Origin of the sequence: Streptomyces sp. CB00316 (genome assembly GCF_001905595.1) — a bacterium.
GTDB lineage: Bacteria > Actinomycetota > Actinomycetes > Streptomycetales > Streptomycetaceae > Streptomyces.
In genome coordinates, this window is record NZ_LIXI01000002.1 from 170958 (window position 1) to 188631 (window position 17674).

18 protein-coding genes are annotated in these 17674 nt (G+C 70.2%); 9 read left to right on the forward strand and 9 right to left on the reverse strand.

What is annotated here, in order from left to right:
- Nucleotides 1-194 precede the first annotated feature (194 nt).
- The 4 genes from nhaA to AMK21_RS35750 all read left to right on the forward strand — a co-directional run bounded on the left by nhaA (nucleotide 195) and on the right by AMK21_RS35750 (nucleotide 3480).
- The gene (nhaA, locus tag AMK21_RS04900) at nucleotides 195-1601 is read left to right on the forward strand and encodes a Na+/H+ antiporter NhaA (protein WP_073874560.1); all 1407 of its coding nucleotides are present in this window, start codon (nucleotides 195-197) and stop codon (nucleotides 1599-1601) included.
- Nucleotides 1602-1641: 40 nt separating this feature from the next.
- On the forward strand, nucleotides 1642-2175 hold the full coding sequence (locus AMK21_RS04905) for a phage holin family protein (protein ID WP_073874563.1): 534 nt from the start codon (nucleotides 1642-1644) through the stop codon (nucleotides 2173-2175).
- Nucleotides 2172-3146, forward strand: a complete 975-nt coding sequence (locus AMK21_RS04910; RefSeq protein ID WP_073874564.1) for an alpha/beta fold hydrolase — start codon at nucleotides 2172-2174, stop codon at nucleotides 3144-3146. Before AMK21_RS04905 ends, AMK21_RS04910 begins: the two co-directional genes overlap by 4 nt.
- Before the next feature lie 115 nt (nucleotides 3147-3261).
- On the forward strand, nucleotides 3262-3480 hold the full coding sequence (locus AMK21_RS35750) for a hypothetical protein (RefSeq protein ID WP_073874567.1): 219 nt from the start codon (nucleotides 3262-3264) through the stop codon (nucleotides 3478-3480).
- A 99-nt stretch (nucleotides 3481-3579) separates the two neighbouring features.
- On the opposite strand, the gene AMK21_RS04920 is transcribed toward AMK21_RS35750, so the two are convergent.
- The 3 genes from AMK21_RS04920 to nth form a co-directional block, all read right to left on the reverse strand.
- Nucleotides 3580-4785, reverse strand: coding sequence for a MarP family serine protease (locus tag AMK21_RS04920; RefSeq protein WP_073874569.1), 1206 nt, complete (start codon nucleotides 4783-4785; stop codon nucleotides 3580-3582).
- A gap of 91 nt (nucleotides 4786-4876) precedes the next feature.
- Entirely contained in the window at nucleotides 4877-5596 is a 720-nt protein-coding gene (locus AMK21_RS04925; RefSeq protein ID WP_234421829.1) for an NUDIX hydrolase, read from the reverse strand.
- 133 nt (nucleotides 5597-5729) lie between these two features.
- Nucleotides 5730-6629: an endonuclease III gene (gene nth / locus AMK21_RS04930; protein ID WP_234421830.1), complete on the reverse strand. Its 900-nt coding sequence runs from the start codon at nucleotides 6627-6629 to the stop codon at nucleotides 5730-5732.
- A gap of 349 nt (nucleotides 6630-6978) precedes the next feature.
- Here nth and AMK21_RS04935 point away from each other — a divergent pair, with 349 nt between their 5' ends.
- Nucleotides 6979-7653 (forward strand): Crp/Fnr family transcriptional regulator, encoded by a 675-nt coding sequence (locus tag AMK21_RS04935; protein WP_003967450.1) that lies wholly within the window; start codon nucleotides 6979-6981, stop codon nucleotides 7651-7653.
- A 106-nt stretch (nucleotides 7654-7759) separates the two neighbouring features.
- Here AMK21_RS04935 and AMK21_RS04940 read toward each other — a convergent pair whose 3' ends face one another.
- The 4 genes from AMK21_RS04940 to AMK21_RS34105 all read right to left on the reverse strand — a co-directional run bounded on the left by AMK21_RS04940 (nucleotide 7760) and on the right by AMK21_RS34105 (nucleotide 10285).
- Nucleotides 7760-8590 carry an MBL fold metallo-hydrolase gene (locus AMK21_RS04940; RefSeq protein WP_073874573.1) on the reverse strand — a complete coding sequence of 277 codons (831 nt, stop codon included), beginning with the start codon at nucleotides 8588-8590 and terminating at the stop codon, nucleotides 7760-7762.
- Nucleotides 8587-9483: an NUDIX hydrolase gene (locus tag AMK21_RS04945; protein ID WP_073874575.1), complete on the reverse strand. Its 897-nt coding sequence runs from the start codon at nucleotides 9481-9483 to the stop codon at nucleotides 8587-8589. Before AMK21_RS04945 ends, AMK21_RS04940 begins: the two co-directional genes overlap by 4 nt.
- Before the next feature lie 173 nt (nucleotides 9484-9656).
- The gene (locus tag AMK21_RS04950) at nucleotides 9657-10127 is read right to left on the reverse strand and encodes a RidA family protein (protein ID WP_073874577.1); all 471 of its coding nucleotides are present in this window, start codon (nucleotides 10125-10127) and stop codon (nucleotides 9657-9659) included.
- On the reverse strand, nucleotides 10127-10285 hold the full coding sequence (locus AMK21_RS34105) for a DUF4177 domain-containing protein (RefSeq protein ID WP_019888269.1): 159 nt from the start codon (nucleotides 10283-10285) through the stop codon (nucleotides 10127-10129). The genes AMK21_RS04950 and AMK21_RS34105 overlap by 1 nt, the downstream gene beginning before the upstream one ends.
- Nucleotides 10286-10357: 72 nt before the next feature.
- On the opposite strand from AMK21_RS34105, the gene AMK21_RS04955 reads away from it, so the two are divergent.
- The gene (locus AMK21_RS04955) at nucleotides 10358-11332 is read left to right on the forward strand and encodes an ArsA family ATPase (RefSeq protein ID WP_073874583.1); all 975 of its coding nucleotides are present in this window, start codon (nucleotides 10358-10360) and stop codon (nucleotides 11330-11332) included.
- Complete coding sequence (locus AMK21_RS04960; RefSeq protein WP_073874585.1) at nucleotides 11329-12747, forward strand: ArsA family ATPase; 1419 nt, start codon at nucleotides 11329-11331, stop codon at nucleotides 12745-12747. Before AMK21_RS04955 ends, AMK21_RS04960 begins: the two co-directional genes overlap by 4 nt.
- A 37-nt stretch (nucleotides 12748-12784) precedes the next feature.
- Here the strand turns inward: AMK21_RS04960 and AMK21_RS04965 are convergent, their stop codons facing one another.
- Nucleotides 12785-13135, reverse strand: coding sequence for a WhiB family transcriptional regulator (locus AMK21_RS04965; RefSeq protein WP_015609457.1), 351 nt, complete (start codon nucleotides 13133-13135; stop codon nucleotides 12785-12787).
- A 572-nt stretch (nucleotides 13136-13707) separates the two neighbouring features.
- Here AMK21_RS04965 and AMK21_RS04975 point away from each other — a divergent pair.
- Entirely contained in the window at nucleotides 13708-15951 is a 2244-nt protein-coding gene (locus tag AMK21_RS04975) for a transglycosylase domain-containing protein (RefSeq protein WP_073874587.1), read from the forward strand.
- Nucleotides 15952-16108: 157 nt separating this feature from the next.
- On the opposite strand, the gene AMK21_RS04980 is transcribed toward AMK21_RS04975, so the two are convergent.
- Nucleotides 16109-16573, reverse strand: coding sequence for a GatB/YqeY domain-containing protein (locus AMK21_RS04980; RefSeq protein ID WP_073874589.1), 465 nt, complete (start codon nucleotides 16571-16573; stop codon nucleotides 16109-16111).
- 79 nt (nucleotides 16574-16652) lie between these two features.
- Between AMK21_RS04980 and AMK21_RS04985 the strand changes: the two genes are divergently transcribed.
- Nucleotides 16653-17591 (forward strand): metallophosphoesterase, encoded by a 939-nt coding sequence (locus tag AMK21_RS04985; protein ID WP_073874591.1) that lies wholly within the window; start codon nucleotides 16653-16655, stop codon nucleotides 17589-17591.
- Nucleotides 17592-17674: the final 83 nt, after the last annotated feature.

Below are 17674 nucleotides of genomic sequence, written 5' to 3' on the forward strand. Positions count from 1 at the left end.
GGGCACCCGGCGACATGCCGGGTGCCCATCGGCGTCTACCGGGATGATCAACGGGTAAGGGTTGAAGCACCCCAGGTAGAGTGAGCACTTCCAGTCATAACTTCATACAGATCTCCACAGGGGCGCCGGGAAGTCTGGTCGGCACGTGTCATCACTCATGCCATTTTCGCCGTACAGATCCGGAGGACTCCCTCGTGGCCCCGCCCACCCCCACTCCTTCCCCGCCCAACCGCACCCTCCTGGGACGGCTCCCGCTTCCGGAGCGGAGTTACGTCGCCGAAGCACTGCGCACCGAGACCGTGGGCGGTGTGCTTCTCCTGGTCGCGGCAGTCGCGGCACTCATCTGGGCGAACGCCTTCGGCGGCTCGTACGACTCCGTGAGCGACTTCCACTTCGGTCCGGGCTTTCTCGGCCTGGACCTTTCTGTGGCGCACTGGGCGGCTGACGGACTGCTCGCCGTGTTCTTCTTCGTCGCGGGCGTCGAGCTCAAGCGAGAACTGGTCGCCGGCGAGCTCCGTGACCCCAAGGCCGCCGCCCTGCCGGTGGTGGCGGCCCTGTGCGGCATGGCGGTGCCCGCCCTCGTCTACACACTCACCGTGGTCGTCGGTGGAGGCTCCCTTGCCGGCTGGGCCGTGCCGACCGCCACGGACATCGCCTTCGCGCTCGCCGTCCTCGCGGTGATCGGTGCCTCGCTGCCGTCCGCGCTGCGGGCCTTCCTGCTCACCCTGGCCGTCGTCGACGACTTGTTCGCCATCCTGATCATCGCGGTCTTCTTCACGTCGGACCTGAACTTCCTGGCTCTCGGAGGGGCTGTCGTCGGCCTGGCCGCCTTCTATCTGCTGCTCCGCTTCGAGGTCCGGGGCTGGTACGTGTACGTCCCCCTGGCCCTGACGATCTGGGGTCTGATGTACAACAGCGGCGTCCACGCCACCATCGCCGGTGTCACCATGGGTCTGATGCTGCGCTGCAGCCGCCGCGAGGGCGAATCCCACTCCCCCGGAGAGCACATCGAACACCTCGTCCGCCCGGTGTCGGCCGGGATCGCCGTCCCGCTCTTCGCCCTGTTCGCGGCCGGGGTGACCATGAGCGGAGAAGCTCTGGCGGGCGTATTCACCCGGCCGGAGACCCTCGGTGTCGTCCTCGGGCTGGTCCTCGGCAAGACCTTCGGCATCTTCGGCGGTACGTATCTCGCAGCCCGCTTCACCAAGGCGGAGCTGAACAAGGACCTGGCCTGGGCGGACGTCCTCGCACTCGCCTCTCTGGCGGGCATCGGTTTCACCGTCTCCCTCCTCATCGGCGAACTCGCCTTCTCGGACGATGCGGAAATGACCAACGAGATCAAGGCTGCTGTCCTGATCGGTTCGCTGGTCGCGGCCCTGCTCGCCTGCGTGCTGCTCAGGATGCGCGTACGCCGGTACCGCGCCCTCTTCGACGCCGAGGAGCTGGACGAGGACGGGTCCGGGGTCCCCGATGTCTATGAACAGGACGATCCGGGGTACCACCTGCGGATGGCCGCGATATACGAGGAGAAGGCGGCCAAACACCGCCGCCAAGCCGAAGAGGCGGGCGCAGCGCGCAACAAGCCGGACAGTCCGGCATGATCTGACATCGGATGTGTCGAAGACGGAGAGGGAGTCAGGGATGAGCGACCCCGGCAACTACGTGGGCAGCGCGGACCGCAGCATCGGGCAGTTGGTCGCGTCGGCGACGGCCGAGATGTCCGCGCTGGTGCACGACGAGATCGCCCTGGCGAAGGCGGAGGTGCGCCAGGACGTCAAGCGCGGGGTGATCGGCAGCGTCGCGTTCATCGTGGCGGGCGTGCTGCTCCTGTTCACGATGCCGATGCTGAGCTTCGCGGCCGCTTACGGCATCCACAACCTGGGTCTCGGCCTGGCCTGGTCGTTCCTGATCGTGGCCGGCGGGTTCGTCCTTCTGGCGGCACTGCTCGGGCTGGTCGGCTGGCTGAAGTTCAAGAAGGTCAAGCCGCCGGAGAAGTCCATCGCCTCCGCCAAGCAGACCGCCGCCGTCCTGCAGAAGGCGAAGCCGCACCCCCGCCCGGCCATCGAGGCCGACGCGATCCTCAAGCGCTCCGGCTCCAGCCTCGCGGCGGGTTCGGGCGTCGAGAGCCTTCCCGGTAAGGACAAGCCCGCCGCTGTGGCACGCTCGTCCACATGACGGTTCCCGATTCCAGCACATCCGGCCCGGCGGGCTCGGCGAGCCCGGCCGGCGCCGGAGGCCCCGTACGGCTCGACGGCCCCTGGACCCACCGCGACGTGGCGGCCAACGGGGCACGGTTCCACATCGCCGAGATGGGCGAGGGGCCGCTGGTCCTCCTGCTGCACGGGTTCCCGCAGTTCTGGTGGACCTGGCGCCACCAACTGCCCGCGCTCGCGGAGGCGGGCTTCCGGGCCGTCGCGATGGACCTGCGCGGGGTGGGCGGCAGCGACCGGACGCCGCGCGGTTACGACCCCGCCAACCTGGCCCTCGACGTCACCGGGGTGATCCGCTCCCTCGGTGAACCGGACGCGGCCCTGGTCGGCCACGATCTGGGCGGCTACCTCGCCTGGACGGCCGCCGTGATGCGGCCCAAGCTGGTGCGCCGGCTCGCCGTCTCGTCCATGCCGCACCCGCGCCGCTGGCGCTCCTCGATGCTGTCCGACTTCGCGCAGTCGCGGGCGGGCTCGTACATCTGGGGCTTCCAGCGCCCCTGGCTGCCGGAGCGTCAGCTTCTCGCGGACGGCGCCGCCCTGGTGGGCCGACTGGTCCAGGACTGGGCCGGGCCCCGCACGCCGGAGTTCCCCGACGAGGAGACCCTGGCCGTCTACCGGCGGGCGATGAGCATCCCCTCGACAGCGCACTGCTCGATCGAGCCGTACCGCTGGATGGTCCGTTCGATGGCGCGTCCGGACGGGGTCCAGTTCAACCGGCGGATGAAGCGGCCCGTGCGCGTGCCCACCCTGCACCTGCACGGATCACTCGATCCGGCGGTCCGGACCCGGAGTTCGGCGGGGTCCGGCGAGTACGTCGAGGCGCCCTACCGGTGGCGACTTTTCGACGGTGTCGGTCACTTCCCCCATGAGGAGGATCCGATCGCCTTCTCCACCGAACTCATCAACTGGCTCAAGGATCCTGAGCCCGACCGGTAGCCGCGCAGCCCCCAGGGGCACAGCCGTGCGACGAACAGCCACTTGCCTGCCGCATAAGCCGATTGGCTGACGCGCGCACGATTACCGACCTTGGGTCACGGGCAGACGTCGGGGTATGGGCTGGACGCACGACTTCACTGACGAAGCACGCAACCGCCGCTCCACCGCGACAGCAGGTGCGAGCACTCATGAGGGGGGCGGCCCCCTGGGCCGGGTGCACGATGTGCAGGACCTTCATCATCACCGACTCGGGAATCACCGCCTCGGGATCTCGCGCATCCTCCGCCGTCGGGCCCGCTGGGTCTCGGCGCGGCTGCGCCACCCCCGTAGCTGATCTCTCCGGTATCTCCTGACAACCCCGCCCCCGCCGATCCGCGTGGTGCTGACCGGCGGGGGTCCTTCAGCTCCTGACCGCCTCAGGGCTTCACCCGCCTCAGAGGGCGCAGCCCTGGCTGTCGACCTGCTGGTTGGCCGTGCGGCCGATCTCGATGTCCTCGCGGATCTCGTCGGCCGTCAGCGCGTATCCGGTGTCCGGGTCATCGAGCGACTTGGCGAACACCACTCCGTACACCTTTCCGTCCGGAGTGAGCAGCGGGCCGCCCGAGTTGCCCTGGCGCACGGTCGCGTAGAGGGAGTAGACGTCGCGCAGGACGGTGCCCCGCTGGTAGATGTCGGGGCCGTTGGCGTCGATACGGGCGCGGACCCGGGCGGAGCGTACGTCGTAGGCGCCGTTCTCCGGGAAGCCGGCGACGATCGCGCTGTCGCCGCTCTGCGCGTCGTCGTTCGTGCCGGTGAACTCCAGCGGTGTGGCCTGGAGGTCGGGGACGTCCAGGACCGCGATGTCGCGCTGCCAGTCGTAGAGGACCACCTTGGCGTCGTAGAGACGGCCCTCGCCGCCGATCTGGACGGTCGGCTCGCTGACGCCGCCGACGACGTGGGCGTTGGTCATCACACGGCGGTCGGAGAAGACGAAACCCGTGCCTTCGAGGACCTTGCCGCAGCTCGGGGCCGTACCCACGACCTTGACGATCGACTTCTTGGCGCGGGCGGCCACCGGGCTGCCCACCAGGGCCGGGTCCGGGGGCTTGACCTCGGTGATCGGCTCGTTGGCGAAGGGGCTGAAGACCTGAGGGAAGCCGTTCTGCGCGAGAACGGAGGAGAAGTCCCGGAACCAGGGCGGCGCCTGTTGGGGCATCACCCGGGAGATCCCGAGGAGGACCGAGGAGTTACGGACCTCCTTGCCGAGGGTCGGCAGCGAGGTGCGGGCCAGCGGCAGGGCGATCAGCCAGGCGACCAGCAGCATGGCCACCACATTGACCAGGGCCCCACCGGTGGCGTCCAGCGCGCGGGCGGGCGACCAGGTGATGTGTCTGCGGAGCTTGTTGCCCAGGTGGGTGGTGAAGGCCTGGCCGACCGAGGCGCAGACGATGACGATGACGACCGCGCCGATGGCGGTCGCGGTGGAGACCTCCGCCCCCTCGGTCACCCGGTCCCAGATGATCGGCAGCAGATAGACGGCGACGAGACCGCCCCCGAGGAAGCCGATCACCGACAGGATGCCGACGACGAAACCCTGTCGGTAGCCGATGACCGCGAACCATACGGCGGCGAGCAGCAGCAGGATGTCCAGCACGTTCACCGTCGATAGCCTCGCAGTTTCGTCACCTGGCCCGTCGGGGGTGACGGGGTCCGGGCCGGGCCCGGTACAGCGCAGCAGGACAGCCAGCCTGTCATGCGCGCCAGTCGAGCGGCACCTGTCTGGCCCGGTCCCACGGGCGTTCCCAGCCCGCGTAGTGCAGGATCCGGTCGATCACTCCGGCCGTGAATCCCCAGACCAGGGCCGATTCGACCAGGAAGGCCGGGCCGCTGTGGCCGCTCGGATGGACGGCCGTGGCCCGGTTGGCCGGGTCCGTGAGATCCGCCACGGGAACAGTGAAGACCCGGGCCGTCTCGGCCGGATCGACCACTCCGACCGGGCTGGGCGCACGCCACCAGCCGAGGACGGGCGTCACGACGAAGCTGCTGACGGGGATGTACAGCCGGGGCAGCACGCCGAAGAGCTGGACGCCTCGGGGGTCGAGTCCGGTCTCCTCCTCGGCCTCGCGCAACGCGGCGCGCAGCGGCCCGGTGGTGGCCTGGTCGCCGTCGTCGGGGTCGAGGGAGCCGCCGGGGAAGGACGGCTGGCCGGGGTGCGAGCGCAGGGTGCCGGCGCGCTCCATCAGCAGCAGCTCGGGGCCGCGCACCCCTTCGCCGAAGAGGATCAGGACGGCGGACTGCCTGCCCGCCCCGCTCTCGGGCGGGAGGAATCGACTGAGCTGGTGCGGGCGGACGCTGCGGGCGGCCCGGGCCACGGGGTCGAGCCAGGCGGGCAGGCCCGCGGTGGTCACGTCGACCGCCGTGCGGTCGAGCGCCGCGCGGGTATCCGCGTCCGCGTCTGCCTCCGTGTGCATGTGTGCGTGCGTGTGCGTCATCGGCACCCCCCTCGTTCCCCTGGTCTCACAACGCCTGTCGTCGGCCATTTCGTTCCGAGCCATTCCGTGGTTCGTCGTGGTTCGTCGGGAGGGTGCTCGATGCGGCACTTACTCATACGGCTCCGAGCGCGGGAGCGGGCTTGCCCGGGAAGTCGGGGGGCGGGCTGAGCCGCTGGCCCGGATGACCGCCCATCTCGTACTTCAGGAGCTTCCTGGCCTTCTCGGGGTCGGTCTCCCCCTCACCGTACGAAGGACACAGGGGGGCGATGGGGCAGGCGCCACAGGCCGGTTTCCGGGCGTGGCAGATGCGGCGGCCGTGGAAGATCACCCGGTGGGAGAGCATCGTCCACTCGCTCTTCGGGAAGATGTCGGCGATCACCGCCTCGACCTTCACCGGGTCCTCCTCGTCCGTCCACTTCCAGCGCCGGACCAGGCGGCCGAAGTGCGTGTCCACGGTGATGCCGGGGACCCCGAAGGCGTTGCCCAGCACCACGTTGGCGGTCTTGCGGCCGACGCCGGGGAGCTTGACCAGGTCCTCCAGACGGCCGGGGACCTCGCCGCCGAAGTCGTCCCTCAGGGCGGCGGAGAGGCCGAGGAGCGACTTGGTCTTGGCCCGGAAGAAGCCGGTCGGCCGGATCAGCTCCTCCATCTCCTCCGGGACGGCCGCCGCCATGTCCTCGGGCGTCGGATAGGCGGCGAAGAGCGCGGGGGTGGTCTGGTTGACCCTCAGGTCGGTGGTCTGGGCGGAGAGGACCGTGGCGACGAGCAGCTCGAAGGGGTTGCGGAAGTCCAGCTCGGGGTGGGCGTACGGATAGACCTCGGCGAGCTCCCGGTTGATGCGGCGGGCGCGGCGGACCAGCGCGAGGCGCGATTCGCCCTTCGGGATCTCGGGCGCCTTGAGGCTCTTCGACGCCCTGGACGCTCCGGACGCTGTGGATGCCGCGGTCGCCTTCGAGGCCTTCGGGACCTTCGAGGCCTTCGGCGGTGTCGTTCCGGGCTCTGACGATGTCACTGAGAACCTCCTGGCCGACTTCGAGGCCGGCGTCCCCGGCCCTCCCAGGGAGCCATTTGCGGCACTCTCCGGGCGAACCGGGGAGTGTTCGCCCACAGCGGAATCACGCCTTCCCGACACCCCATCAGCCCCCTCGGCCCGTGTACTCCCCGGCATTCTGGACACCCGGCCAGCCTAGAGCCAGCCACTGACAACCGCCCCGGTCACCGCGGATCCACCCCCGATCGGCCCCCTGCCGTAGGGACCGGCACGCCCGTGCGTCAAACTGGTTTGTGATTGATCGCACTGTTTTACCGTCCGGCATGATGGGGACCACGGTTCCCTGAACAGGCCGACAAGGAGAGAACTCGTGGACGACGTTCTGCGGCGCGCCCCGCTTTTCGCGGCGCTCGATGATGAGCAGGCCGCGGAGCTCCGCGCCTCGATGAGTGAGGTGACCCTCGCGCGCGGCGACGCGCTTTTCCACGAGGGCGACCAGGGTGACCGCCTGTACGTGGTCACCGAGGGCAAGGTGAAGCTCCACCGCACCTCGCCCGACGGGCGCGAGAACATGCTGGCCGTGCTCGGTCCCGGCGAGCTGATCGGTGAGCTCTCGCTCTTCGACCCCGGCCCGCGTACGGCGACCGCCTCCGCGCTGACCGAGGTCAAGCTCCTCGGCCTCGGCCACGGCGACCTGCAGCCCTGGCTCAACGCCCGGCCCGAGGTCGCCACCGCGCTGCTGCGCGCGGTCGCCCGGCGCCTGCGCAAGACCAACGACCAGATGTCCGACCTGGTCTTCTCCGACGTGCCGGGCCGTGTCGCCCGCGCCCTCCTGGACCTGTCGCGCCGCTTCGGCGTCCAGTCGGAGGAGGGCATCCACGTCGTGCACGACCTCACCCAGGAGGAGCTGGCCCAGCTGGTCGGCGCCTCTCGCGAGACGGTCAACAAGGCCCTCGCGGACTTCGCGGGCCGCGGCTGGCTGCGCCTGGAGGCCCGCGCGGTCATCCTGCTGGACGTGGAGCGCCTCGCGAAGCGTTCGCGCTGACCCGGTGATGTGACTGACGCGAAGGGCCCCGCGCCGACCGGAGTACGTCCGGTCGGCGCGGGGCCTTTCCGTTCACGCGGCTCCCTGTACGTTCACGCGGGCGGCTTCAGATGAGCCCGTGCCCCGCGAGGTACTCCAGCTGGGCCCGTACCGACAGCTCGGCAGCCGGCCACAGGGAGCGTTCCACATCGGCGTACACCCGGGCCACCACCTCCGACGGCGTACGGTGTCCCGCCTCCACCGCCGTCTCGACCTGGGCCAGTCGGTGCGCGCGGTGGGCCAGGTAGAACTCCACGGCCCCCTGGGCGTCCTCCAGCACCGGCCCGTGGCCCGGCAGCACCGTGTGCACGCCGTCGTCGACCGTCAGCGAGCGCAGCAGCCGCAGCGAGTCCAGGTAGTCGCCGAGCCGCCCGTCCGGGTGCGCGACCACCGTCGTACCGCGGCCCAGGATCGTGTCGCCCGTCAGCACCGCCCGGTCGGCGGGCAGATGGAACGAGAGCGAGTCGGCGGTGTGGCCCGGCGTCGGGACCACCCTCAGCTCCAGGCCGCCGGTGGTGATCACATCGCCCGCCCCGAGACCCTCGTCCCCCAGCCGCAGGGCCGGATCCAGGGCCCGTACCTTCGTCCGTGTCAGCTCGGCGAACCGCCCCGCGCCCTCCGCGTGATCGGGGTGGCCGTGCGTGAGCAAAGTAAGGGCCACGCGACGACCGGACCGCTCCACCGCGTCGATCACGGTCCTCAGGTGTACGTCGTCGAGCGGCCCCGGGTCGATGACGACGGCGAGATCGGAGCCGGGCTCGGCGACGATCCAGGTGTTCGTGCCGTCGAGCGTCATCGCGGACGGGTTCGGCGCGAGGACGTTGACCGTACGGGCGGTCGCGGGCCCGGAAGCCACCACTCCGCGCGGCTGTCCCGGGAGGGCGGCTGCGTCGCTCATCCCGCTCCACCGCTCGCGCCCGCCGTGGGCACGTGCTTGGTGAACTCGTCGTGCCCCGGCCAGCTCAGCACCAGCTCATCCCCCTCCAGGCGGGCCTGCGCGAGTACGGGAGTCATGTCCTGGACGTCCGCCGCCCCGAGCGCCTCGGCGGCCGTCCTGAACGGCGTCAGGGCCCGCAGCGTCGAGACGGTGGGCGGCATCATCAGCAGCTCGCCCAGATCGTAGCGGCGGGCCGCATCGGCCGGGGCGATCCACACCGTGCGGTCCGCCTCCGTGGAGACGGCCCGGGTGCGCTGCCCTTCGGGGAGCGCGGCGACGAAGAACCAGGTGTCGTACCGCCTCGGTTCGAACTCCGGGGTGATCCAGCGGGCCCAGGCGCCCAGCAGGTCCGAGCGGAGCAGCAGCCCGCGCCGGTCCAGGAACTCCGCGAAGGACAGATCGCGGGCGACCAGCGCCTCACGCTCGGCTTCCCAGTCGGCCCCGGTCGTATCGCCGACCACCGTCCCGGCGGTCTCCCCGGCGAGCAGGACGCCCGCCTCCTCGAAGGTCTCGCGGACCGCCGCACAGACGATGGCCTGCGCCTCGGTGACCGTCGCCACGCCGAGCCGGGCGGCCCAGTGCTCCAGCGAGGGCCCGGCCCACCCGATCAGCCGGTCGTCGTCGCGCGGATCGACGCCTCCACCCGGATAGGCGTACGCGCCTCCGGCGAACGCCATGGAGGTCCGCCGGCGCAGCATGTGCACCACGGGGCCGGGCGTCGCGCCCTGAGGCCCCGGATCGCGGAGCAGCATCACGGTGGCCGCCCGCCGGGGTGCCACGGCCGTCAGCTCACCGGCGGCGAGCGCCCGGATCCGGTCGGGCCATTCCGGGGGGTACCACTGACCTTGGGACATGGCCGGAGGCTATCCGGAACCGCGCCGTTGTTCGAGAGGCTCCGTGTTCATCACAGGGCCCCCACACGCCACGTACACGCCCGGTCCCGCCCGTCATACACCCGATCCCGCCCGGTCGCGGGGACCGGGCGGGATCGGGAGGAAGATCGAAAAGGGCGGGTACGGCTTACGGCTCAGGCCTCGACGAGCTCGACCTGGACCTCGACCTCGACCGGGGCGTCCAGCGGCAGCACGGCGACGCCCACGGCGCTGCGTGCGTGCACACCCTTGTCGCCCAGGACCGCGCCCAGCAGCTCGCTCGCACCGTTGATCACGGCGGGCTGCCCGGTGAAGTCGGAGGCCGAGGCGACGAAGCCCACGACCTTCACGACGCGCTTGATCCGGTCCAGGTCACCGGCGACCGACTTCACGGCGGCCAGGGCGTTGAGCGCGCAGGTCCTCGCGAGCTCCTTCGCCTCGTCCGGCGTGACCTCGGCGCCGACCTTGCCGGTGACGGCGAGCTTGCCGTCCACCATCGGGAGCTGGCCGGAGGTGTACACGTACACCCCGGACTGCACGGCCGGCTGGTACGAGGCCAGCGGCGGCACGACGGCGGGCAGGGTCAGGCCGAGCTCGGCGAGCTGAGCCTCGACGGCGCCCGCCACTAGCCCTTCTCCCGCTTCAGGTAGGCCACGAGCTGCTCGGGGTTGTTCGGGCCGGGAACGACCTGGACCAGCTCCCAGCCGTCCTCGCCCCAGGTGTCCAGAATCTGCTTGGTCGCGTGCACGAGAAGGGGCACGGTCGCGTATTCCCACTTGGTCATGGGCCTGACTGTAACGCCTGGCACCCATGGTCCCGTGCGTAGCCCGGGGCCGGACTGGTTAGGCTCGAATACGTGAGCAGGTTCCAGGTCGTCAGCGGCAAGGGCGGTACCGGTAAGACCACGGTCGCCGCCGCCCTCGCGCTCGCCCTCGCGACCGAGGGCAGGCGCACCCTCCTGGTCGAGGTCGAGGGCAGACAGGGCATCGCCCAGCTCTTCGATTCCGACACGCTTCCCTATGAGGAGCGGAAGATCGCCGTCGCGCCGGGTGGCGGCGAGGTGCACGCGCTGGCGATCGACGCCGAGCAGGCGCTCCTCGACTACCTCCAGATGTTCTACAAGCTCGGCGGCGCGGGCCGGGCGCTCAAGAAGCTCGGCGCGATCGACTTCGCCACCACCATCGCGCCCGGGGTCCGGGACGTCCTGCTGACAGGCAAGGCCTGCGAAGCCGTACGCCGCAAGGACAGGCAGGGCCGGTTCGTCTACGACTACGTGATCATGGACGCCCCGCCGACCGGCCGCATCACTCGCTTCCTGAACGTCAACGACGAGGTCGCCGGGCTGGCCAGGATCGGCCCGATACACAACCAGGCCCAGGCCGTGATGCGGGTCCTGAAGTCCCCGCAGACCGCGGTCCACCTGGTGACCCTGCTGGAGGAGATGCCGGTCCAGGAGACCGCGGACGGCATCGCCGAACTGCGCGCCGCCGACCTGCCCGTGGGCCGCGTCATCGTGAACATGGTGCGCCCGCACCTGGTCGACGAGGAGACCCTGCGCACCGGCGCGACCGGCCGCCGCAAGGAGATCGCCAAGGCGCTGACCCGCGCCGGGGTGGCCGGCTCCGCCGCCCTCGTACGGCCCCTGATCGAGCAGGCCTCCGAACACGCCCAGCGCGTCGGCCTGGAGCGCGAGCAGCGCGCCGTACTCGCCGGGCTCGGCCTGCCGACGGCCGAGCTGCCGCTGGTCGGCGACGGGGTGGATCCCGCCGCGCTGCACGACCTGGCCACGGAGCTCCGTAAACAGGGCGTTGGGGAAGGGGCGGACGCATGACGCGGGCCGCGGACCACATCACTGAGCCGGCCCTCGGGGCGGCCTCCGGGCTGGACACCGACGCGCTGCTCGACGACCCGGGCATCCGGATCATCGTCTGCTGCGGCTCCGGCGGCGTCGGCAAGACCACGACGGCCGCCGCCCTCGGCGTACGGGCGGCCGAGCGCGGCCGGAAAGCCGTGGTCCTCACCATCGACCCGGCCCGCCGGCTCGCGCAGTCCATGGGCATCGACCAGCTGGACAACGTCCCGCGCCGGGTCGAGGGGATCGCGGGCGAAGGCGAACTGCACGCCATGATGCTCGACATGAAGCGGACCTTCGACGAGACCGTGGAGGCGCACGCGGACGCGGAAAGAGCCCGCGCGATCCTGGAGAACCCCTTCTACCAGTCCCTGTCGGCCGGATTCGCCGGTACGCAGGAGTACATGGCGATGGAGAAGCTCGGGCAGCTGCGGGCGCGCGACGAGTGGGACCTGATCATCGTCGACACCCCTCCCTCGCGCTCCGCGCTGGACTTCCTGGACGCGCCGAAGCGGCTCGGCTCGTTCCTGGACGGGAAGTTCATCCGGCTGCTGATGGCGCCCGCGAAGGTGGGCGGCCGGGCCGGGATGAAGTTCCTCAATGTCGGTATGTCGATGATGACCGGGACGCTGGGCAAGCTGCTCGGCGGTGGGTTCCTGCGGGACGTGCAGACGTTCGTCGCCGCGATGGACACCATGTTCGGCGGCTTCCGCAGCCGTGCGGACGCCACGTACAAGCTGCTCCAGGCCCCCGGTACGGCCTTCCTCGTGGTCGCGACCCCGGAGCGGGACGCGCTGCGCGAGGCCGCCTACTTCGTGGAGCGGCTGGCGGCGGAGAACATGCCGCTGGCCGGTCTCGTCCTCAACCGGGCGCACGGCAGCGAGGCCTCCCGGCTCTCCGCCGAGCAGGCGCTGGCCGCCGCAGAAAATCTTGACGACGCCCGCATTGTGGATCAGACGGCCGGGAAGGCTGGCCTTGGTGACCGGGAGGCCCCCGACCCTGCGGTCACCGCCCCCGAAGCCAGCACGACGCCGCTCTCCCCCGACCACGAACCCGACCCCGACCCCGAGCCCGAGCCCGAGAACACCGAAGAACACGACCACGCCCACAAGGACCGGCACGAGCCGCATGCGAAGGGCACGACGGACGGCACCGCCGCAGTCCAGGTGGACATCGACGAACTGACGGCAGGTCTGCTGCGTCTGCACGCCGAGCGCATGCAGGTCGTCGCGCGCGAACAGCACACACGCGACCGCTTCACCGAGCTGCATCCCGAGGTCCTGGTGACCGCGGTGGCCGCACTGCCCGGCGATGTGCACGACCTGGACGGACTGCGGGCCATCGGCGACCGCCTGGCCTCCGGTTCCGCCCCGACTCCGGCCGGAGCGGCCTAGACATCCCGTAGCGCCCTGCCCGAGCGGCCCGAGCGCGCTACCCCACAGCGGCGTACGTCTCGTGCAGTTCGTCGTCCTCCAGCCCGATCACCGCGGGCAGAATGCCGGTGGACCGCTCGTACTCACTGCGTGCGGTCTCCAGCAAACGACGCCAGGACGTGACGGTGGGCCGGCGGCGCAGCAGTGCGCGGCGCTCCCGCTCCGTCATTCCGCCCCACACGCCGAACTCGACGCGATTGTCCAGCGCGTCGGCCAGGCACTCGGTCCGCACCGGGCATCCGGTGCACACCGCCTTGGCCCTGTTCTGCGCTGCCCCTTGTACGAACAGTTCATCCGGATCGGTAGTGCGGCAGGCTGCCTGCGCACTCCAGTCGGTTACCCAGCCCATGCCGGCGCCGTCCTCTCCCGAATCGAGGCTCCCCCACGGCGGTAGCGGCATATTCACCGCTGCCAGTTGAGGACGTTACGGAAGGTGGGGACAGCACAACACCCCCTTCGGGCCCAATCTTGAATGGTCCGAACGGACTATGCGTATGCGGCAGATCACCCAGGGGAGTGAGGGGAAGACATGCGCGACCAACTCCGCGAAAACGGGACAGCACGCCCGAATGGCAACGGACGTTCAGTGACACACGGGGCGATTTCGGGAGCGTCGCAGTGTGCGATTCATCTGTGCGTCGGCCGGGAGAAGAATGACCAGAAGAGGTGCATGGGGCTGCAGGGGGGTTGATACGGAACCGGACTGCTGTGACAGTTGAGAGCAGCTTAGGCCAAGGCCTGTCCGCCTGTCCGGCGAATGAGAACGTAAGCGCCTCATGTGGGTGTGCCCGTTCGCCGTGCCGCCCTGCGCACCCGGGGCCGCGAGCCCACCCGCACCCGGATGTCACGGTCTGGTACGCGAACGCTCCGAGAGGCCCCCGCTCCTACAGAACGCTCATAACTACGGATTAGGCTGCCCTCATGCCAAAGAAGCGCTCGGGCGGGGGTCTCACCACGACCCAGCAGGCCGCCAAGTTCCTCGGTGTCGCCGCACTCTCCGGAGCTGTCCTGGCAGGCATCGCGCTGCCCGCAGCCGGAGCGTTGGGGCTCGCCGCCAAGGGGACGGTCGAAGGGTTCGACGAGATCCCCTCCAACCTGAAGACTCCGCCGCTCAGCCAGCGGACCACGATCCTGGACCGCGACGGCGGGGCGATCGCGACGGTCTACTCGCGCGACCGCACGGTGGTCCCGCTCAAGGACATCTCCCCGTACATGCAGGACGCGATCATCGCGATCGAGGACTCCCGCTTCTACGAGCACGGGGCGGTCGACCTCAAGGGCATCCTGCGCGCGATGAACCGCAACGTACAGACGGGCGGGACCGCGCAGGGCGCGTCGACCCTCACCCAGCAGTACGTGAAGAACGTGTTCGTCGAGGAGGCGGGCGACGACCAGGAGAAGGTCGCGCAGGCCACCCAGCAGACGCTCGGCCGCAAGGTCCGTGAGCTGAAGTACGCGATCCAGGTCGAGGAAGAGCTCGGCAAGAAGAAGATCCTGGAGAACTACCTCAACATCACGTTCTTCGGCCAGCAGGCGTACGGCGTCGAGGCCGCGTCCCAGCGGTACTTCTCCAAGCACGCCAAGGACCTGAAGGTGGAGGAGGCCGCGCTGCTCGCCGGCATCGTCCAGTCGCCGACCCGCTACGACCCGGTCAACGACACGGAGGAGGCCACCAAGCGACGTAACACCGTGCTCGCCCGGATGGCCGCCACCCGCGCCATCACCCAGGCCGAGGCCGACAAGGCCATGGAGACCCCGATCAAGCTGAAGGTCCGCAAGCCGCAGAACGGCTGCATCACGGCCGTCAGCGGCTCCGGGTTCTTCTGCGACTACGTGCGCAAGACGATCCTGACCGACCCGGCGTTCGGGAAGACCGAGGAGGAGCGCTCCAAGCTCTGGAACCTCGGCGGGCTCACCATCAGGACCACACTCGACCCGCGCGCCCAGCGGGCCGCCAACGAGGCCGCGACCGCGAAGGTCAACAAGGACGACAAGTTCGCGGCCGCCGTGGTGCAGGTGCAGCCGGGCAGCGGCAAGATCCTCTCCATGGGCCAGTCCCGCCCGTACGGCCTGGACCAGAAGCAGAACGAGACCGTGCTCAACCTCGCCGTCAGCAACAAGATGGGCGGCAGCACGTACGGCTTCCAGGTCGGCTCCACGTTCAAGCCGTTCACCGCGGCGGCGGCGCTGGAGAAGGGCATCACCCCGGCGACGTCGTTCTCGACGGACTGGAAGATGACCCTGAAGGAACAGGACTTCCGGAACTGCACCGGCTCCCCGGCGGGCTACGCGGACTGGCCCCTGCAGAACGAGCTGGAGTCCGAGAAGGGCTCCTGGGACATGACCAGCGCGCTCGGCAAGTCCATCAACACCTACTTCGCGCTGCTGGAGCAGAAGGCCGGCCTCTGCGAGACCGTGGAGATGGCGAAGAAGGTCGGTTACGAGCGCGGTGACGGCAAGAAGATCGGCGAGTACCCCTCGATCACCCTCGGCGGTGAGGTGAGCACCCCGCTCTCCATGGCCGGCGCGTACGCCGCGTTCGCCAACCGGGGCACGTACTGCACGCCGATCGCCATCGAGTCGATCACCGACCCGAACGGCAGGAAGCTCAAGGTCCCGCAGTCGAAGTGCTCGCGGGCGATGAGCGAGAACACAGCGGACACCATCAACCAGATGCTCAAGGGCGTCGTCGAGGACGGCACCGGTACGCAGGCCGGGCTGAGCGACCGGGACAACGCGGGCAAGACCGGTACGACGAACGACCGCAAGGACGCCTGGTTCGTCGGGTACACGCCGAACCTCTCCACCGCGGTGTGGGTCGGTGACGACATCGGCGACAAGAGCTCGATGTTCAACGTCACCATCGGCGGCCAGTACTACGACAAGGTCTGCGGCGGCTGCCTCCCCGGACCGATCTGGCGGATCGCCATGACCGGCGCGCTCAACGCCTCCGAGACTCCGGCGTTCAACCACGTCTCCGTCCCCCGGGCGAAGGCCAAGGAGGAGAAGGAGGACGGCGACCGCGACGGCGACCGCGACGGTGACCGCGGCGGCGACGAGGACGGCAGGCCCGGCCGCGACCGGCCCGGCAACCAGCTCCCGCCCGGCCTGATCGGCGGCGGCGGCGATGACGACCAGCGGGGCGGCGGCAGGTCCGGCCCCTGATACGGCGGACATACATGAGGGTGGGGCGCCCCGGCCGATGATCGGACCGGGGCGCCCCACCCTTTTCTACATCCGCAGGGGGCTCAGCCCGCTTTTTTCCTCCGTACGGGGCTCAGCCCGCTCTGTACGTCCGTACGTCCGTACGTCTGTACGGGGCTCAGCCCGCGAGGAGCTTCTTCACCACAGCGGCGACCCGGCCGCCCTCGGCGAGGCCCGCCACCTTGGGGTTGACGATCTTCATGACGGCGCCCATGGCGCGCGGCCCCTCGGCTCCGGCGGCCTTCGCCTCCTCGACGGCGGACGCCACGACAGCGTTCAGCTCGTCGTCGGTGAGCTGCTTGGGGAGGTAACCGTCCAGCAGCTCGCCCTCCGCCTTCTCCCGCTCCGCCTGCTCGGTCCGGCCGCCCTGGGCGAACGCCTCGGCCGCCTCGCGGCGCTTCTTCGCCTCCTTGGCGATCACCTTCTGCACCTCGTCGTCGGAGAGCTCGCGCGCCGACTTGCCGCTGACCTCTTCCTTGGTGATCGCGGTGAGGGTGAGCCGAAGGGTGGACGAGGTCAGCTCGTCACGCGCCTTCATGGCTGTGTGGAGGTCTTCCTTGAGCTTGGACTTGAGCGTGGTCATGCCGTGATTGTGACAGGTGCGGGGTGCCCGCCGCCCTCCGGTTTTCCGCTCCAGGCACCGTGTCTGCGACGATGGACAGATGCGCGCACGCTACGGAGTACCCCTGAAAGTCACGGCAGTCGGTGCGGCGATCGGTGCCGCCGGCCTCGCCTACGCCGCCGGATTCGAGGCCCGCTCGTTCCGCCTGCGGCGGGTCACCGTTCCCGTACTCCCGCACGGCGCACGTCCGTTGCGCGTCCTCCAGGTGTCCGACATCCACATGGTGAGCGGCCAGCGCAAGAAGCGCGCCTGGCTCCAGTCGCTGGCGGGCCTGCGCCCGGACTTCGTCGTGAACACGGGCGACAACCTCTCCGACCCGGAGGCCGTGCCCGAGGTGCTGGACGCGCTCGGCCCGCTGATGGAGTTCCCGGGGGTGTACGTCTTCGGCTCCAACGACTACTACGGGCCCAAGCTGCGCAACCCGGGCCGCTACCTCCTGGAGAAGGTCCAGGGCAAGCACGGCCTCAACGGCAACGAGCCCGCGGTCGGTGTCGTGCACAACCCGTGGGAGCCGATGCGCGACGCCTTCGACGAGGCGGGCTGGCTGAACCTGACGAACACCCGGGGCCGGCTCAAGTTGGACGGCGCGGAGATCGCGTTCACGGGCCTGGACGACCCGCACATCAAGCGCGACCGCTACGCCGAGGTCCAGGGCGGCCCTACCAGCGGCGCCGACCTCTCGATCGGCGTGGTCCACGCCCCGTACCTGCGCTCACTGGACGCCTTCACGGCCGACGGCTACCCCCTGATCCTGGCGGGCCACACGCACGGCGGCCAGCTGTGCATCCCCTTCTACGGGGCCCTGGTCACCAACTGCGACCTGGACACCGACCGGGTCAAGGGCCTGTCCACCCACACGGCAGGCGACCACCGCGCCTACCTCCACGTCTCCGCGGGCTGCGGCACCAACCGCTACACCCCTGTCCGCTTCGCCTGCCCGCCGGAGGCCACGCTGCTGACGCTGGTGGGGCGGGACTGAGGGGCGGGGCCGGGGCGGGGGCCGGAGAAAGCGGATTTCGCCTCCGGCCGCAGGTGGGCTAAAGTAATCGATGTCGCCGGGAG